This window comes from Rhodococcus sp. NPDC059179, assembly GCF_042754885.1.
Lineage (GTDB): Bacteria > Actinomycetota > Actinomycetes > Mycobacteriales > Mycobacteriaceae > Rhodococcus_G.
The window spans coordinates 145,205-158,774 of record NZ_JBHZBV010000007.1; the positions used below are offsets into that span (position 1 = coordinate 145,205).

General features: G+C 67.0%; 12 protein-coding genes and 1 pseudogene. 6 read left to right on the top strand and 7 right to left on the bottom strand.

Annotated elements, in window-relative coordinates:
* The first annotated feature begins 6 nt into the window (after positions 1-6).
* Positions 7-960: a RelA/SpoT protein gene (locus tag ACFXMV_RS15820; protein WP_378499756.1), complete on the top strand. Its 954-nt coding sequence runs from the start codon at positions 7-9 to the stop codon at positions 958-960.
* An 18-nt stretch (positions 961-978) separates the two neighbouring features.
* On the opposite strand, the gene ACFXMV_RS15825 is transcribed toward ACFXMV_RS15820, so the two are convergent.
* Both ACFXMV_RS15825 and ACFXMV_RS15830 read right to left on the bottom strand, forming a co-directional pair.
* On the bottom strand, positions 979-1,416 hold the full coding sequence (locus ACFXMV_RS15825; RefSeq protein WP_378499755.1) for a type II toxin-antitoxin system VapC family toxin: 438 nt from the start codon (positions 1,414-1,416) through the stop codon (positions 979-981).
* Complete coding sequence (locus tag ACFXMV_RS15830; protein WP_378499754.1) at positions 1,409-1,636, bottom strand: AbrB/MazE/SpoVT family DNA-binding domain-containing protein; 228 nt, start codon at positions 1,634-1,636, stop codon at positions 1,409-1,411. Before ACFXMV_RS15830 ends, ACFXMV_RS15825 begins: the two co-directional genes overlap by 8 nt.
* A gap of 96 nt (positions 1,637-1,732) precedes the next feature.
* Between ACFXMV_RS15830 and ACFXMV_RS15835 the strand changes: the two genes are divergently transcribed.
* The 5 genes and pseudogenes from ACFXMV_RS15835 to ACFXMV_RS15855 all read left to right on the top strand — a co-directional run.
* Complete coding sequence (locus ACFXMV_RS15835) at positions 1,733-4,966, top strand: SNF2-related protein (protein WP_378499753.1); 3,234 nt, start codon at positions 1,733-1,735, stop codon at positions 4,964-4,966.
* 113 nt (positions 4,967-5,079) lie between these two features.
* Positions 5,080-6,207, top strand: a complete 1,128-nt coding sequence (locus ACFXMV_RS15840; protein WP_378503056.1) for a hypothetical protein — start codon at positions 5,080-5,082, stop codon at positions 6,205-6,207.
* A 37-nt stretch (positions 6,208-6,244) separates the two neighbouring features.
* The gene (locus ACFXMV_RS15845; protein ID WP_378503055.1) at positions 6,245-6,970 is read left to right on the top strand and encodes a hypothetical protein; all 726 of its coding nucleotides are present in this window, start codon (positions 6,245-6,247) and stop codon (positions 6,968-6,970) included.
* A complete protein-coding gene (locus ACFXMV_RS15850) occupies positions 6,967-7,470 on the top strand; it encodes a hypothetical protein (RefSeq protein WP_378503054.1) in 504 nt (167 codons plus the stop codon). The genes ACFXMV_RS15845 and ACFXMV_RS15850 overlap by 4 nt, the downstream gene beginning before the upstream one ends.
* A gap of 413 nt (positions 7,471-7,883) precedes the next feature.
* A pseudogene (locus ACFXMV_RS15855) lies at positions 7,884-8,174 on the top strand (GNAT family N-acetyltransferase); the annotation flags it as partial.
* On the opposite strand, the gene ACFXMV_RS15860 reads toward ACFXMV_RS15855, so the two are convergent.
* The 5 genes from ACFXMV_RS15860 to ACFXMV_RS15880 all read right to left on the bottom strand — a co-directional run bounded on the left by ACFXMV_RS15860 (position 8,175) and on the right by ACFXMV_RS15880 (position 13,569).
* Complete coding sequence (locus ACFXMV_RS15860) at positions 8,175-9,005, bottom strand: hypothetical protein (RefSeq protein WP_378611931.1); 831 nt, start codon at positions 9,003-9,005, stop codon at positions 8,175-8,177.
* A complete protein-coding gene (locus tag ACFXMV_RS15865; protein WP_378500531.1) occupies positions 8,992-10,089 on the bottom strand; it encodes a hypothetical protein in 1,098 nt (365 codons plus the stop codon). Before ACFXMV_RS15865 ends, ACFXMV_RS15860 begins: the two co-directional genes overlap by 14 nt.
* A gap of 64 nt (positions 10,090-10,153) precedes the next feature.
* Positions 10,154-10,294, bottom strand: coding sequence for a hypothetical protein (locus tag ACFXMV_RS15870; protein ID WP_378500530.1), 141 nt, complete (start codon positions 10,292-10,294; stop codon positions 10,154-10,156).
* Positions 10,295-10,936: 642 nt separating this feature from the next.
* Positions 10,937-12,778 (bottom strand): DUF262 domain-containing protein, encoded by a 1,842-nt coding sequence (locus ACFXMV_RS15875; protein ID WP_378503052.1) that lies wholly within the window; start codon positions 12,776-12,778, stop codon positions 10,937-10,939.
* A 575-nt stretch (positions 12,779-13,353) separates the two neighbouring features.
* Complete coding sequence (locus ACFXMV_RS15880; RefSeq protein ID WP_378503051.1) at positions 13,354-13,569, bottom strand: helix-turn-helix domain-containing protein; 216 nt, start codon at positions 13,567-13,569, stop codon at positions 13,354-13,356.
* Position 13,570: the final 1 nt, after the last annotated feature.

Below are 13,570 nucleotides of genomic sequence, written 5' to 3' on the forward strand. Positions count from 1 at the left end.
CGGATCATGCGCACCAGGAAGAAGCCCGACAACATCGCCACGCTGGTCAACCAGCTCTACGACCAGCGCGAACGCGCGTGGGCCGCGGCCCTGGTCACCGCCCAGACCTTTGTCGACACCCTCGCCGACGCCGTGCTCGAGGACCTGGACCGCGACCGGCTCAACGCCAAGACCGCCCGCATCAAGGATCGCGAGCGCACCGCGGACAAGGTCCGGCGCAGGATCGCCGAGGGGCAGATGGCCCGCCCCACCACCACCGACGACATCGCCGAGGCCATCCACGACCTGATCGGGATCAAGGTGCTGTGCAAGACCCCGCGCGACCTCACCGCATTCACCGAGAAGCTGTACGAGGCCTGCACCTCGCCCGCCTGCTCGGTGCGACTGGCCGTCCCGCCGCGGGACTACGTGACCCATCCCAAGGACAGCGGCTACCGGGCGTACCACGCGGTCCTGCTGATCAAGGTCGCCACCCACGAGGGCGACCTGGGCGTCAAGGTCGAGGTGCAGGTGAAGACGCTGCTGCAGGACGCGTGGGGCGAGCTGACCCACGAGGACATGTACAAGCCCGGTAAGCCGCTCAAGCCCAACGAGCTGCACCGGGACGTGGCGCGGCAGATGGCCCAGCTGCTGTACAACGTGGACGCCATGGCCGACCTGCTGGCGGCCGAGCTCGATCGACAGACCGCGCAGCTCGACACCGACCCGGACGGCACCGCGCCAGAAGGCTCGGAGGAGCCGACGGTCTTCGCGCGGATCATGCGGACCGGCCCGCGCTACGCCCTCGCGGTCACCCTCGACGGCAGGCAGGGCCTGATCCCGGCGCGCTCGGTCCGCAGGCTCGTCGGGTCTAGCGCACGGATCAACGTGAGCGACTACCTCGAGGTCGGCGACATGGTCGACGTGCGGGTCGAGGAGACCGACACCGCGCTGTACTACCACCCGGTCGCGCTCGGCTGAGCCGGGTAGGTCCCCAGATCAGGCCGTCGGCGTCAGCAGTTCGACGGTCGGGAAATATGCCCGGTAGCGCCGGGCGTCCCGTGTGACGAGCGTCAGCCGGTCCACGGCCGCGTGCGCGCCGATGTAGAAGTCGGGCAGCGGCGACCGGCGCTCGCCGCCGCGGGACCGATAGGCGAGGAATGCCCGGGCGGCCACGAACCCGGCCTGGTACGGCAGCGGCGCCCGACGAAAGGCGTTCTCGGGCAGTGCCGCATCGAGTTCTTCGATGGTGTCGTAGTTCGCCGACACCTCCGCGTAGATCAACGGATTGATCATCACCGGCGCGGTACGCACCGCCGTCGCCAGTGCCGCGGCGGACCACTCGAACCAGTCGGGGTCCTCCGTCGCCACGTCGAGGATCACGTTCGAGTCGATCAGGAATCCCGACGGCCGCGCCGTCCCAGTCGGGTCAGTCACGGGTCAACCGGAGCAGTTCGTCGGTGGACAGCTTCCGGTTTCCGGTGCCGCGCAGCGCCGCCAACGCGCGGTCGCCTCGATCGGGACGGACGCTGTCCGCGGGGAGGATCGTGATTGCGCCGTCGCGCTCGACGAAGTCAACCTCGGTCTCGGGCAGCAGTCCGTACTTGTCACGCAGATGCTGCGGGATCGTCACCTGGCCCTTGCTCGTGATCCGCATGCGCCAATCTTACTCTTACTTCTTGATGTAAGAATTGCCGAACCGGCGCCGGAGCAGGGGTTCGATGTCGTCGGGCCCACCGACTACCGTCTACCCATGCTCTCGCCCGCCGACCGCGACCACACCCTCGCCACCCTGGTGCGGGTGGTCGGCCAGACCACCTACGACCGCGGGAAGCGCTACGCGCGCGGCGGCGCGGTGCTCGAGCTGGACTGGTTCCCGGAGGAGCGGACGGTGGTCGGGCTGGTCGACGGCACCGACCTCTACCGCGCGGAGGCACTGTTCAAGCCGCGCACCGACCGGCTGGAGTTCGCCCTCGGCCAGTGCAGCTGCCCGGTCCGGATGAACTGCAAGCACACGGTGGCGTTGACGGTCGCGCTGCTGGACCAGGCGGCGCCCGCGGCCGCCGACGCTCCCCCGTCCTGGGAGGAGGTGCTCGGCGCCGCCCTCGGCGACCCCGGCGGCGAGCAGCCGAACGCGGTCCCGCTGGCCGTGCAGCTGTCGCTGACGCCGGGCGCCCGCTCGCAGTTCTGGCGGCTGACCGCCCGCATGGTCCGGCCCGGCAAGTCCGGCTGGGTCAACGCCAACATGAACTGGTCGAACCTCGGCCACATGCCGGACGTGAACGGCAGGCACCGGGACCTGTTCAGCGAGCTGTACGCGCTGTACCAGGCCGGCAGCAGGCGCACCTACTCGTACGGCGCCGAGAAAGACATCGACCTCACCACGATCGCCAGCCCGCGGCTGTGGGCCCTGCTCGACGAGGCCGCCGACGCCGGCGTCGAGCTGGTCTACCCCGGCAAGAGTGCCGGCGCCCTGCCCCGGCCGGGGACCGCCGAGCTGTGCGTGGACATCGACGAGACCGGCGGCGGGCTCGAGGTCACCCCCACCGTGCGCGCCGACGACTCCGAGCTGCCGGTGATTGTGCTCGGCTTCCTCGGCGCTGCCGCGCACGGGGTGCTGTACCTGCGTCCCGGCGACCAGCGCGGGGCGTCGTCGTCGCAGTGGCCGTTCCGGATCGCCCGCCTGACCGGCGAGACCCCGCGCGCGATGCAGGAACTGATCGTCGGCAACGCCTCGGTCACCGTCCCCGCGGCCGACGCCGACCGCTTCGCGACCGCCTACTACCCGCGGCTGCGGCGGGCCGCGACGGTGCGATCGGCGGCCGACTCGTTCACCGCGCCGACGATCTCCGGGCCCGGACTGCTGCTCGACGTCGCCTACCGCTCGGGGCACCGGGCGCAGCTGCACTGGCGGTTCCGCTACACCGTCGGCGACGCCGAACACGCGGTGGAGCTCACCCCGGGCGCCGACGAGTCGTTCCGCGACCCTGCCCGGGAACGGGCGGTGCTCGCCGGGCTGGACCTGCCGCTGGAGCGGTACGGGCTACGCGCGTCCGACGGCGGTGCCCTGCTGCCGCTGGTAACGCTAGACGGCCTGGACACCGCGCGCCTGACCACCGAACTGCTGCCGCTGCTGCAGGGCCGCGACGACGTCGAGGTCCGGGTCGAGGGCACCCCCGCCGACTACCGCGACGCAGGCGACACCCTGAGCATCGGGGTCGGCACCGACGCCACCGACGACGGCGACTGGTTCGACCTGTCGATCACCGTCCGCGTCGAGGACCGGCCGGTGCCATTCAAGGACCTGTTCGCCGCCCTGACCGCGGGCGACCAGCACCTGCTGCTCGACGACGGCGCCTACCTGTCGCTGGACAAGCCGGAGCTGCAGCGACTGAAGGACCTGATCGCCGAGGCCCGCGGCCTGCACGAGCAGGACCCGAACCGGTTGCGGCTGAGCCGGTTCCAGGCCTCGCTGTGGGAGGAGCTGGCCGCACTCGGCGTGGTCGAGCGGCAGGCCGCGCAGTGGCGCCAGCAGGTGCAGGGCCTGCTCGACGTCGCGACGGCGGCCAAGACCCGGGCGCCGAAGTCGCTGCAGGCCACGCTGCGCCCCTACCAGCTCGACGGGTTCCGCTGGCTGACGTTCCTGTGGAGCAACGGCCTCGGCGGCATCCTCGCCGACGACATGGGTCTCGGCAAGACCGTGCAGTCGCTGGCGCTGATCTGCCACGCGCGGGCCAAGAACCCGTCCGACCCGCCGGTGCTGATCGTCGCGCCGACGTCGGTGGTCGCGAACTGGGCGTCGGAGGCCGCGCGGTTCGCACCACACCTGCGGGTGGTTGCCGTCTCGCAGACGTCGGCGAAACGCGGTGCGCCGCTGACAGAGTCGATCGACGGCGCGGACGTGGTGGTCACCTCGTACACCCTGGCCCGGCTCAACGACGAGGAGTACGCGGCGCTGCCGTGGTCGATGCTGCTGCTCGACGAGGCGCAGTTCGTCAAGAACCACCGGTCCAAGGCGTATCAGTGCATGCGCCGGATCGAGGCGCCGACGAAGCTCGCGATCACCGGCACCCCGATGGAGAACAACCTGATGGAGCTGTGGTCGCTGCTGTCGATCACCGCGCCCGGGCTGTTCCCGAGCCCCAACAAGTTCCAGGAGTACTACCGCACCCCGATCGAGAACGGCGGCGACAGCGAGCTGCTCGGGCAGCTGCGCCGTCGGATCCGGCCGCTGGTGTTGCGGCGCACCAAAGAACAGGTCGCCACGGACCTGCCCGCCAAGCAGGAGCAGGTGCTCGAAGTGGAACTGGCGCCGCGGCACCGCAAGCTCTACGACACCCACCTGCAGCGCGAGCGGCAGAAGATCCTCGGCCTGGTCGCCGACGTGGACGCCAACCGGTTCACCATCCTGCAGTCGCTGACCCTGCTGCGCCGCCTCAGCCTGGACGCGTCGCTGATCGACGACAAGCACAGCTCGGTCGCGTCGGCGAAGATCGACGCGCTGCTCGAGCAGCTGGAGGACGTGATCGAGGGCGGGCACCGGGCGCTGGTGTTCAGCCAGTTCACCGGCTTCCTGGACCGGGTGCGTCAGCGCCTGGACGTCGAGGGGGTCGCGTACACGTACCTCGACGGCCGGACCCGGGACCGCGCGAAGGTGTTGGGCGAGTTCAAGAACGGCGACGCGCCGGTGTTCCTGATTAGCCTCAAGGCGGGCGGCTTCGGTCTGAACCTCACCGAGGCCGACTACTGCTTCCTGCTCGACCCGTGGTGGAACCCGGCCAGCGAGGCGCAGGCCGTGGACCGCACCCACCGGATCGGGCAGACCCGGAACGTGATGGTGTACCGGCTGATCGCCAAGGACACCATCGAGGAGAAGGTGATGGCGCTGCAGGCCCGCAAGTCGGAGCTGTTCGCCAGCGTGGTCGACGAGGGCGGGGCGTTCAACGCGACGCTGTCCGCCGAGGACATCCAGGAGCTGTTCGGGTAAGGCGGGTGCCCGATGCCCGCAGCCTCGGCCGCGGTGAGCGGTGTTAGAGTCTGATCGCGCGCTGGGGGGCAGCTGCGCGGATCGCGTTGATGTGGGCGGATTTCGGGGGATCAGTGGCCGACTTGATCGTAGAGGTTTCCAAGCTCGCAGGCCTCGCGCTGGATCTGCGGGACGTCGGCGCCACCTTCTCCGCGAACGCCAAACGACTGCTTCCAACGGTGTCACTTCACGCCGGGACAACCGGGCAGCTGGCTGCCCTGACGCCGTCTGTTCAGAGGCTGCACGACATGTTGTCCGGTGCACATCGGAGCGATCTGAGCGCCCTCGATGCGCTCGGCAGGAACCTGGGCGTCACGGCGAACCGATACCAGGCCTCCGACGAACAGCACGCTCACGCCATCTCCCTGGCAGCAACCACCGCCCTGGGCGGGCAGGACGTGTTCGCGAGCGGGTCGCCGCAGGACGTCGTCGGTTTCGGCGGATTGCAGCTCCCGACCCTGCCGGGTGTGGAGCCGGCCCCCTACCAGGTCCGCCAGGTGGTCGCCGCGAGTATCGAGATCCTGACTCCGTATGAGGAGCCCCTGAGCAGGGCGATCGGAGTCAGGCCCGTCGCCGACCATCTCGCCCCGCTCGAGGCGGACTGGGAAGCACTGGAATCGGTGGGTAGGTGCATCGGCCTGCTCGGGATCAACGACTTCGTCACCTCGGAGAACCTCGCCAACGGCACCCGCTGGTTGCAACACAGCTGGTCAGGGGAGGCGTCGAGCGCGTTCGGTGTTGCCTCGACCACGCTCAAGGACTCGATCGGCGCGCGCAGCGAGGACCTCGATGTGGTGGCCAAGATCGTAGGGAACGGCGGGCGGCTCCTCGAACGCCTCGTGCACAACCAGGCGATGGACCTGGCCGTCACCATCACCAAGTCCATGCGCTTTCTCGATTTCACTCTGCCGCTTGGCGTGTGGGCACAGCTGATCGACAGTCCCATGCAACATTCCATGAAGTCCGAGATCTCTTCTGCCGTTGAGGCACTGAAGAAGTCGGCCGCATCCCGGCAGGATGAGATCTCGAACACCATCGAACGGATCGCCTGCGCCCTGACGTACGAGCCGGGCCGCAGCCTTCCCGTTCACAACCCGAGCGATTTCGAGCTCCCCGACAAATTTAACGGGGACCTGGGCGCCTGTCGGTACGGATACGGCGGCAACGTCTGGTGGGAACACACCGTCGATTCCACTGACTGACCCGACCGCTTTCGACAACGACGGACGAATGGATGCCATGTCACCGATTCCCGAACCACTTCCCGCACCTCCGCCCGACCCTGGGCAGGGCGAGTGGGGTTCCCAGCCCGTCTACAGCCGCGGCGACGATCTCGCTTTTGCGACGGTGGCTGCGGCGGCATCCGCGGCCGCAGATGCCGCCGGTTGGACCCATGCCTCCGCCCACCTGAACCACTACCTCGACAACAGCGGCGAGTTGCTGACCATCAACGCGGATGCGGTACTGCGTGAGGTGTCCGCTGCCGACACCAAGGCGAACTCGATAGCCGAAGCGGAGCTCCGACGGATCATTGCCGAGGCGTCGATCTCTCAGACCTTCGACACCCCAGTGCAATTCCAGTCGCAATGGAGCGGGTTCTACATCACGCGGGACCTGAGTGACGACTGGTTCTTCGCGATGGGCGGCATCCACCTGTCGGCCACCGGCGTGGTAACGGTGCACGAGCCGGGCGAGGGAGCCGAGCCGAGCATCACCGCCGAGTACACGGTCCACGTGCACGACCGCTACAACTGGGACGGCGACAAGAGCACCGAGATCGCCGGTGTCACGGTCTCGGACAGCCGCATGGGAGCGCTCCACACGGCGGGCCTGGCGCAGGAGTACTACATCGAGGGATCCAGCGGAGTCCGGCGGTACGAGGGCACGGCGCCATCCACTGGACCGGTGAATCTTCCAGCGGCCGCCGACGGCCGAGACGGAGAGAGGAGTGATCCCACCCGATGAGGTACGCGAAACCGGAAACCCTGCAGGTGAGGCTGGCCCGTGTCATCGTCGGCATGATGGCCGTGACAATCGGCGTAACCGGTTGCGGCAGTGACAATCAGGACGGCGACCACCGGATCGAGACGACGCAGGCCGAGAACAGCGCCGACGTCGTCAGGGAAGCCTCCGAATTCGGTGGAATCGTCATTCCGGAGGACATCTCCGTGCTTGGCGCCCGATCCGAGCACGGTCGAGACACGCTCTACCGGCTTGCCCTCTCCACCAATCCACCGGGTCTCGCCCAACTGCTGGCCGCATCGAACTTCACCGCACCGTTGAACAAGGTCTTCCGGGTGGCCGAGACCACCGTTGGGGGGCCACCCCTGGAAACTTCGCCGTCGCTCCTGCAGGCCGAGGACATCTATCGGCGCCCCGGCGGAAAGGCGGTCAACCGGATCGTCATCGTGGACGAGCGGGACCCGTCGAGCCCCATCGTTCACATCCAACTATTCGACACGTGAAGCCGGGACGGCCGCACGACCAGCCTTAGCTGCGGACCTCGATCCGGCCTGTCCGTCACGGGTCAACCGGAGCAGTTCGTCGGTTCATAGCTTCCGGTTTCCGGTGCCACGTAGCGCCGCCAGCGTGCGGTCACCTCGGTCGGGGTGCGGGCGATCCGCGGGAACGATCGTGACGGCGCCGTCGCGTTCGACGAAGTCGACCTCGGTATGAGGCAGCAGGCCGTACCGGTCGCGCAGGTGCCGCGGGGATTGTCACCTGCCCCTTGCTGGTGATCCGCATGCGGCAATCTTGCTACCACTTTCGGTTGTACGAAACCGGCCGCCGGAACAAACCGTGGATGTCCGGTGGTTGACCCTCAAGACCACTCCCACCGCGACGCTGGGTAGCGTGCGAGGCAGTTCACCGACGAGAGGACCCGACCGTGGCGCACCGCATCGAGCACAAGCCGGACGAGAACCGCTTCGAGATCCACGTCGACGACACCCTCGCCGGGTACGCCGACTACACCGTGATCGGCGGAGTGCGGGACTTCGATCACACGGTCACCGATCCCGCGTTCCGCGGACAGGGCCTGGCAGGCAAGCTCGTTGCGGCGGCGCTGGACGCGACCCGGGTGGACGGGATCTCGATCGCGACGTCCTGCTCGTATGTGGAGAAGTTTGTCGAGCAGAACCCGGAGTACAAGGACTTGCTGGCGGCGTAGCTACGGGTAGTCGCGGGCACGGGCGCGGGCGATCGCCGCGTCCGTACCGAGCTCGGCACGGGTGTCCGGGGTGTTGGCGTAGTAGCTGACCAGCTGGTGCAGGAGCACCGGGTCGACGGCGAACTGGAAGGTGTCGACCTCTATAAGCGGCACTGGCGGCAGGCGGTCGATCCGGAAGAACCGCGTCGTGTAGCGCCGCTCCCACCTCGCGTTGGCGTATGCGATCACCAGCGTCTCCGGGAACTGGTAGTGCACCGCCTTCGCCCCGGCAACCGCCGCCCAGGGAAAATAGGACTCAAAGCTCCACCCTCGCTGCCGGATCCCCTCAGTGGAGAGCATCAGCGACCCCCGCCGCAATCGTCCGGTCATGACCGCAACCAGGTAGCCGGCGCACCCCAGTCCGAAGATGCCGAAGATCAAACTGGCACCGGGAAATCCTTGTCCTCGAGTGTTCAGGAAGATCGCGATTGCTCCACCGCCGGTGAGTGCAGTCAGGACCGCCATCATCGCGGTCATCAGGTGAAACACCATGGCCGAGTATCGGATCTGCGTCACCGCCACCCCGTCGACAGCGATGGTTCGAATGTCGCCCCCGCGGTGTCGTGTCCGTCGGATCACCACGCCGAACACCATGGCCAGCACCATCAGGAGGAAGAACAAGTAAACGAACGCGGCGGCCGTAAACCATCCTTCGACGACGCATCCGATACCTACAAGGAAGGTGACGAGGGCAACCGTGCCTCCAAGCGCTAGCGAAGCAATAACCCTCCAACCAAGTCGCACGGCACGCCATTCACTGGGGCGCTCCAGAGTTTCCTCAGAACACCGCATTCCATGCATCCTTTGCCAGTCCCCCGATTGCCGCGCCGGTGTCTCCAACCGCACCGACACCATCGCCGATCGCGTCACTTAGGTCGTCGACACCGTTCTCGTACACCGAGTCGACCATCCCCGAGGTGAACAATCCGATCGCCGCGCCGCCCGCCGCTCCTGCCGCAGTCCCCAGGAAAGGAACCGGGATCAACTTGCCCGCGACCGCCCCGGCAGCCACCGCAGCCCCGAAACCCGCCGCACCCGAGACGATCGCCTGCTCGGCTGGCTTACCGTGCGCGATGTCGTAGGCCACTCCCGCAGCCGCGAGAGCGCCGCCAACGCGAAAGCCAACCTTGCCGGCCGTCGCATCCGACTTAGCCGCCGCCTCGAGCACCTCGTCGGCTTCACGCGCCAGAGTCTTGGACAGGTCGACATCTCGGTAGATCACGGATGCCGGAGTCCCCGCCGGGGCGGTTCGCGCCAAGTCCAAATACTTGGCCGCGTCATCGGTCATGAGCTGTGCCTTCTTCAGCATCGTCGACGTGGTCCATGCCGCCAACGTCGCGCCCGCGCCATTCACGAGGTCGCCGACCACAAAGAACCACTTCTTGATCAGGTCGTTCCAGGCGTTGACGCCGGACTGAACGATCAGTGCCCATGCCGCCCGGGCGGCGTCCGCCCCGCGCTCCGCGACCTCGTACGCACTGACCAGTGCCGCGTGCCGCTCGACGCGCGCCACCGCCTCGGCGTGCGCGGCCAATGCCAATGCAGAGTCTCCGCTGGGGACGGGTCCGGGATCGACAGGCGCCGGTCCCGGGTCCTCGATCACCTCACCGACGACCGTGAGTCCAGCGGCGACAGCGACCTCCCGCACCGCGCGCATCTCGTCCTGGGAGCGCTGGAGTTCAGCGGCGGAATCATCGAATGCCTGAGCCTGTTCGCGGATCACGGCCGCCAGCTCGTCTGCCTTCGATGCCGAATCCGTGGATCGAGCAACGAAACCGTCGCCAGCCTTGCCGTCCCATCCGGCGTCGGCGAGGTTGCGGACCTTGTACAGCTGGTCGACGGCGGAGGTGGTCTCCACCGCCAACGACGTGCGCAAACCAGCTGGCTGCGGCACGGATGCTCTCGGGATTCCCGTCGATACGGGTGTGGATGGGCATCGGCTAACCGGTCCACGCGGTGCCGAGCGCGTCTGCGGTCGCCACGTCCTGCTCGCGGTATCGCGCGTTGGCATCGCCGACAGCCTCACTCGCCGCCCCCAGCGCCACCACGAGCTGGCCAGCGTCCTCGGCCAATCTAGCCATGAATTCCTAGCATGGCCGGTGCTGCGTCACCGGCATCGATCGCGGACGGAGCTGATTCGCCGGCAGCATCGAGCGCGGAGCTGGACGCCCGGAGCATGCTAACGATTCCATCGAGCGCATCATTGTCGACATACAGGCTCATGCGTAGCCCCCACACGCCCTCGCCGAGACTTCCGTCGACTCCCCCATCGTTCCCCCTTGATACGCCGATCAAGCACGCGGTCCCCTTGCGCCTGCCTGTCCGAGAAACTACCGCAAATCACAGGTGGCTCACCCGGCGGTACTGGCTGAATCGGGGCGAAGTCGGCCGGGCAGGAGCCCGCAACGTGCGCCGTCTACCTGCGGGTGCCGCTGGGCGTGATTTGTGGTCGTGAATCAAGCCGACCCGGACATCATCCGCGACGAGCCGGATGTCTGAAGGCAGCTTCATCGCCTGGGACAACCGCCCAAGCTGGGCCTGTTCGTACAGATCGTCAAGGGAGCCATCCTGCCCGATGTGAGCAAGATGCTTGGGCAGCGGGATTCCAATGCATTCCACCGAAGCAGTCCTGGACCCATCCGGTATCAGGTCGATCCTGAATGCGGTTCCTCCCCAGGTCGCGGGATCAGGAACCCGGCGGCCTTCTCAATCGATGCGCCGGATCAGTCGATCTGCGAGACAGGGTCCTCGACTAAGTCCTCGACTTCGAACGATGACGAGTCCTCCTCCGCATGTCCTTCATCAATGTCTCGCTGCACCGGCTTTCCGATCGCCGATTCGACCAACCGGCACAGCGATTCGCGCCGTTCACGGAAGTATCCGTCGAAGTCATCATTGCGAAGCCTGGCCGCGGGGACGAAATGCGTGTCGAGGAGGTGATCGAGCCCGTCGGTACTGATCTGCGCCCGATTCTCGATCACCGCCAGGTACGCCGAGGGGGCTGCTCCACCGATGACCCTGTTGGTGCGTGCGCTGATCGTGGTCTTGTTGACGATGCTCTCCCGGTGCTCGTCGTCGACCCCGTTGTCGTTACACCACTTCTGCGGGAACACGTGATGGATGTCTACGGCGAGGTCGACGTACTGCACCTTGTCGAGTGCCTTGTCTTCCATCCAGTCTCGGGCTCCGCCATCGAGGATCAATGCGGCGAGGCCCTTGTAGGCCGCCGCGTTGCGGGTCCGCAGTGAATGGAGCCGGGACTCGGTGAAGGATGCGTCCTGGATGGTGCGCGGCGCAGCCTCTGTGGCCCCTGTCGCCCATGCCGGGACCGCCTCGATGTCTCGGGCAAACCGGGTTTCGATAGTCGAGCCGTAGAGCTCACCCAGGACACCACACCAGTACCACCGCACGAGTCGCTGGCTGACGCTGATCAGGTCGGCGCCCTTGCCGAGTGCGACCTTGATCGCCGCCAACGGGACGAGTTGCTTGGGATAGGGGACGTCACGACGGGCAAAGATGTGCCGATCGGCGAGGAAGGTGGCCGACCAGATGAACGCCTCGCGCAGCGGATCACGCCACTCCAGGTAGTCCTCCAAGGTCAGCTTCAGCACGTCCTCGCGCTTGGCCGAGATCGCCGGCGGCCGGTCCGAGCTGTCGGCCAGGTGCCGCTTCCTGGTGGCCAGCATCGTGAGCGCTTGGAGAAAGTCGGTGTTCTCCACGGCGGCCAGGACCGGATATGCCGACCACTTGAGTTGGGATTCCTTCCAGTCGTCGTTGAGTCGGAAGTCCGCGCCCGTGCGTTCGTAGTAGCCGGCGTCCCCTGCGAACACGGCCGTGAGCAGCTCGAACACGTTGAGTGGGAGCCCACCGATGTTGACCTTCTCGAAGACGGTTGCCACCGCTGCTTTGTCGGTGTTCTCGTCCAGCACGATCGCCGGAATGTCGTAGGTGGCGGCCGGCTTGATGAACCGTTTGTGAAACTCTTTGCCAAGCGTGGGGTCGTCGAGGTCCAGGATCCAGCTCATGTAGTCGCCGTACAGCAGATGCAGGGGGAAGTACCCGTGCTGTCGCTGCTTGTCGTGATCAGACAGGTCGAGTGCGACTTCCTTGCCGAAGTTCGTCCGGATCACTCCGTCCCCGGGGATGGAGACCACCGCTTCGTCCACACGGTTCTGATCGGAGAGGGCGGTCTCCATGTGCACCAGGTACCGGCGATCGAGTAACTTCCCTCGACTGTCCTTAGTCGCCACCAGACCGTCACCGCTCAACGCCTGCGTCAGCGAGGTCAACCGCTGCTGGCCGTCCAGCAGAAGGAACTTCGCAGCCGTCCCCGGCGGGAGATCAACGCCCTCGATGGGTCGCGGTTTGAATCGAACCTGGGCGTTGCCGGTCTTGAGCAACATCACGGCCCCGAGCGGATGGCCGCGCAGCACCGTCACCAGGAGCTGACGGATCCGCTCGTCCTCCCACTTGTACCCACGCTGGAAGTCGGGAAGCTGGATCTCACCGGATCGAGTCCAGTCGAGATACTCCCCCAGCTCGTACATCGGAGTCAGGAAACCCATAGCTTCGCCCCCTCGACGAATGCGCACTTACGTCACCGGCCCACCGCACCCGCAACGTTCCGGGGCGAATCGAATTGGACACTACAACCACGGCACCCAAGCATCCTGGACTGCTCCACCGAGTGGCCCGTCGCCCGCGCCGTCCACCCCGTGTGGGGACCCCCGACCGGTGCTGGAGCATGCCGGTAAGAGCTCTTATGACACGGGCTGGCTGCGACTGAGCGGAGAGCCTCGACCAGGGTGTCGCCGGCCCGGCACGCCGTCAACGCTTCCCGTAGGCCGGGCCGGTCGCGGCCTCCAAGAGGTGGATAGTCCGGGAATGGCAACGCCTACCGAACCAACATGCAGGACGGGCAAACAGGACACCCGGAGACGGCGGTCGCGCTGGTCACGACTGCGGAATGGTTCTGGCAGGTCCCATTAGGTCTGGCGCACCGCCGCTGCGACCGATTCGGTCGGATCCAAGTTCGGGTGGCGGCCACGAGAGGTGCGGGCTCAGAGCTTCCTGTCACGTCTACTTGACTGGCAACGATTCGTCGCAGAAGCCGTACCGGCGGCACAGCCAGGAGGCGATATTACTGCGCCGCCTCGATCTTGACCGTGAGCCCCACCGCTGCGATCACCTTGGCGAGAGTCGCCACTGAGACATCGTCGCCGCGTTCGATGCGGGCGATCGTCGGCCGGGAAACCCCTGCTTCCTCGCCCAGCTGCGTTTGAGACCAGCCGCGTTTGCGACGAGCGTTCCGGACAGCATCTCCGACGGAAGCGAGGCTCATGGCTGGATCGGACATC

What these genes read in the sequence shown, in the direction of transcription:
- ACFXMV_RS15820 (WP_378499756.1), top strand. Translation starts at nt 7, where the DNA reads ATGCGCACCAGGAAGAAGCCCGACAACATCGCCACGCTGGTCAACCAG.
- ACFXMV_RS15830 (WP_378499754.1), bottom strand. Translation starts at nt 1,636, where the DNA reads ATGCGGATCACGAGCAAGGGCCAGGTGACGATCCCGCAGCATCTGCGT.
- ACFXMV_RS15835 (WP_378499753.1), top strand. Translation starts at nt 1,733, where the DNA reads ATGCTCTCGCCCGCCGACCGCGACCACACCCTCGCCACCCTGGTGCGG.
- ACFXMV_RS15845 (WP_378503055.1), top strand. Translation starts at nt 6,245, where the DNA reads ATGTCACCGATTCCCGAACCACTTCCCGCACCTCCGCCCGACCCTGGG.
- ACFXMV_RS15850 (WP_378503054.1), top strand. Translation starts at nt 6,967, where the DNA reads ATGAGGTACGCGAAACCGGAAACCCTGCAGGTGAGGCTGGCCCGTGTC.
- ACFXMV_RS15860 (WP_378611931.1), bottom strand. Translation starts at nt 9,005, where the DNA reads ATGCGGTGTTCTGAGGAAACTCTGGAGCGCCCCAGTGAATGGCGTGCC.
- ACFXMV_RS15870 (WP_378500530.1), bottom strand. Translation starts at nt 10,294, where the DNA reads ATGGCTAGATTGGCCGAGGACGCTGGCCAGCTCGTGGTGGCGCTGGGG.
- ACFXMV_RS15875 (WP_378503052.1), bottom strand. Translation starts at nt 12,778, where the DNA reads ATGGGTTTCCTGACTCCGATGTACGAGCTGGGGGAGTATCTCGACTGG.
- ACFXMV_RS15880 (WP_378503051.1), bottom strand. Translation starts at nt 13,569, where the DNA reads ATGTCCGATCCAGCCATGAGCCTCGCTTCCGTCGGAGATGCTGTCCGG.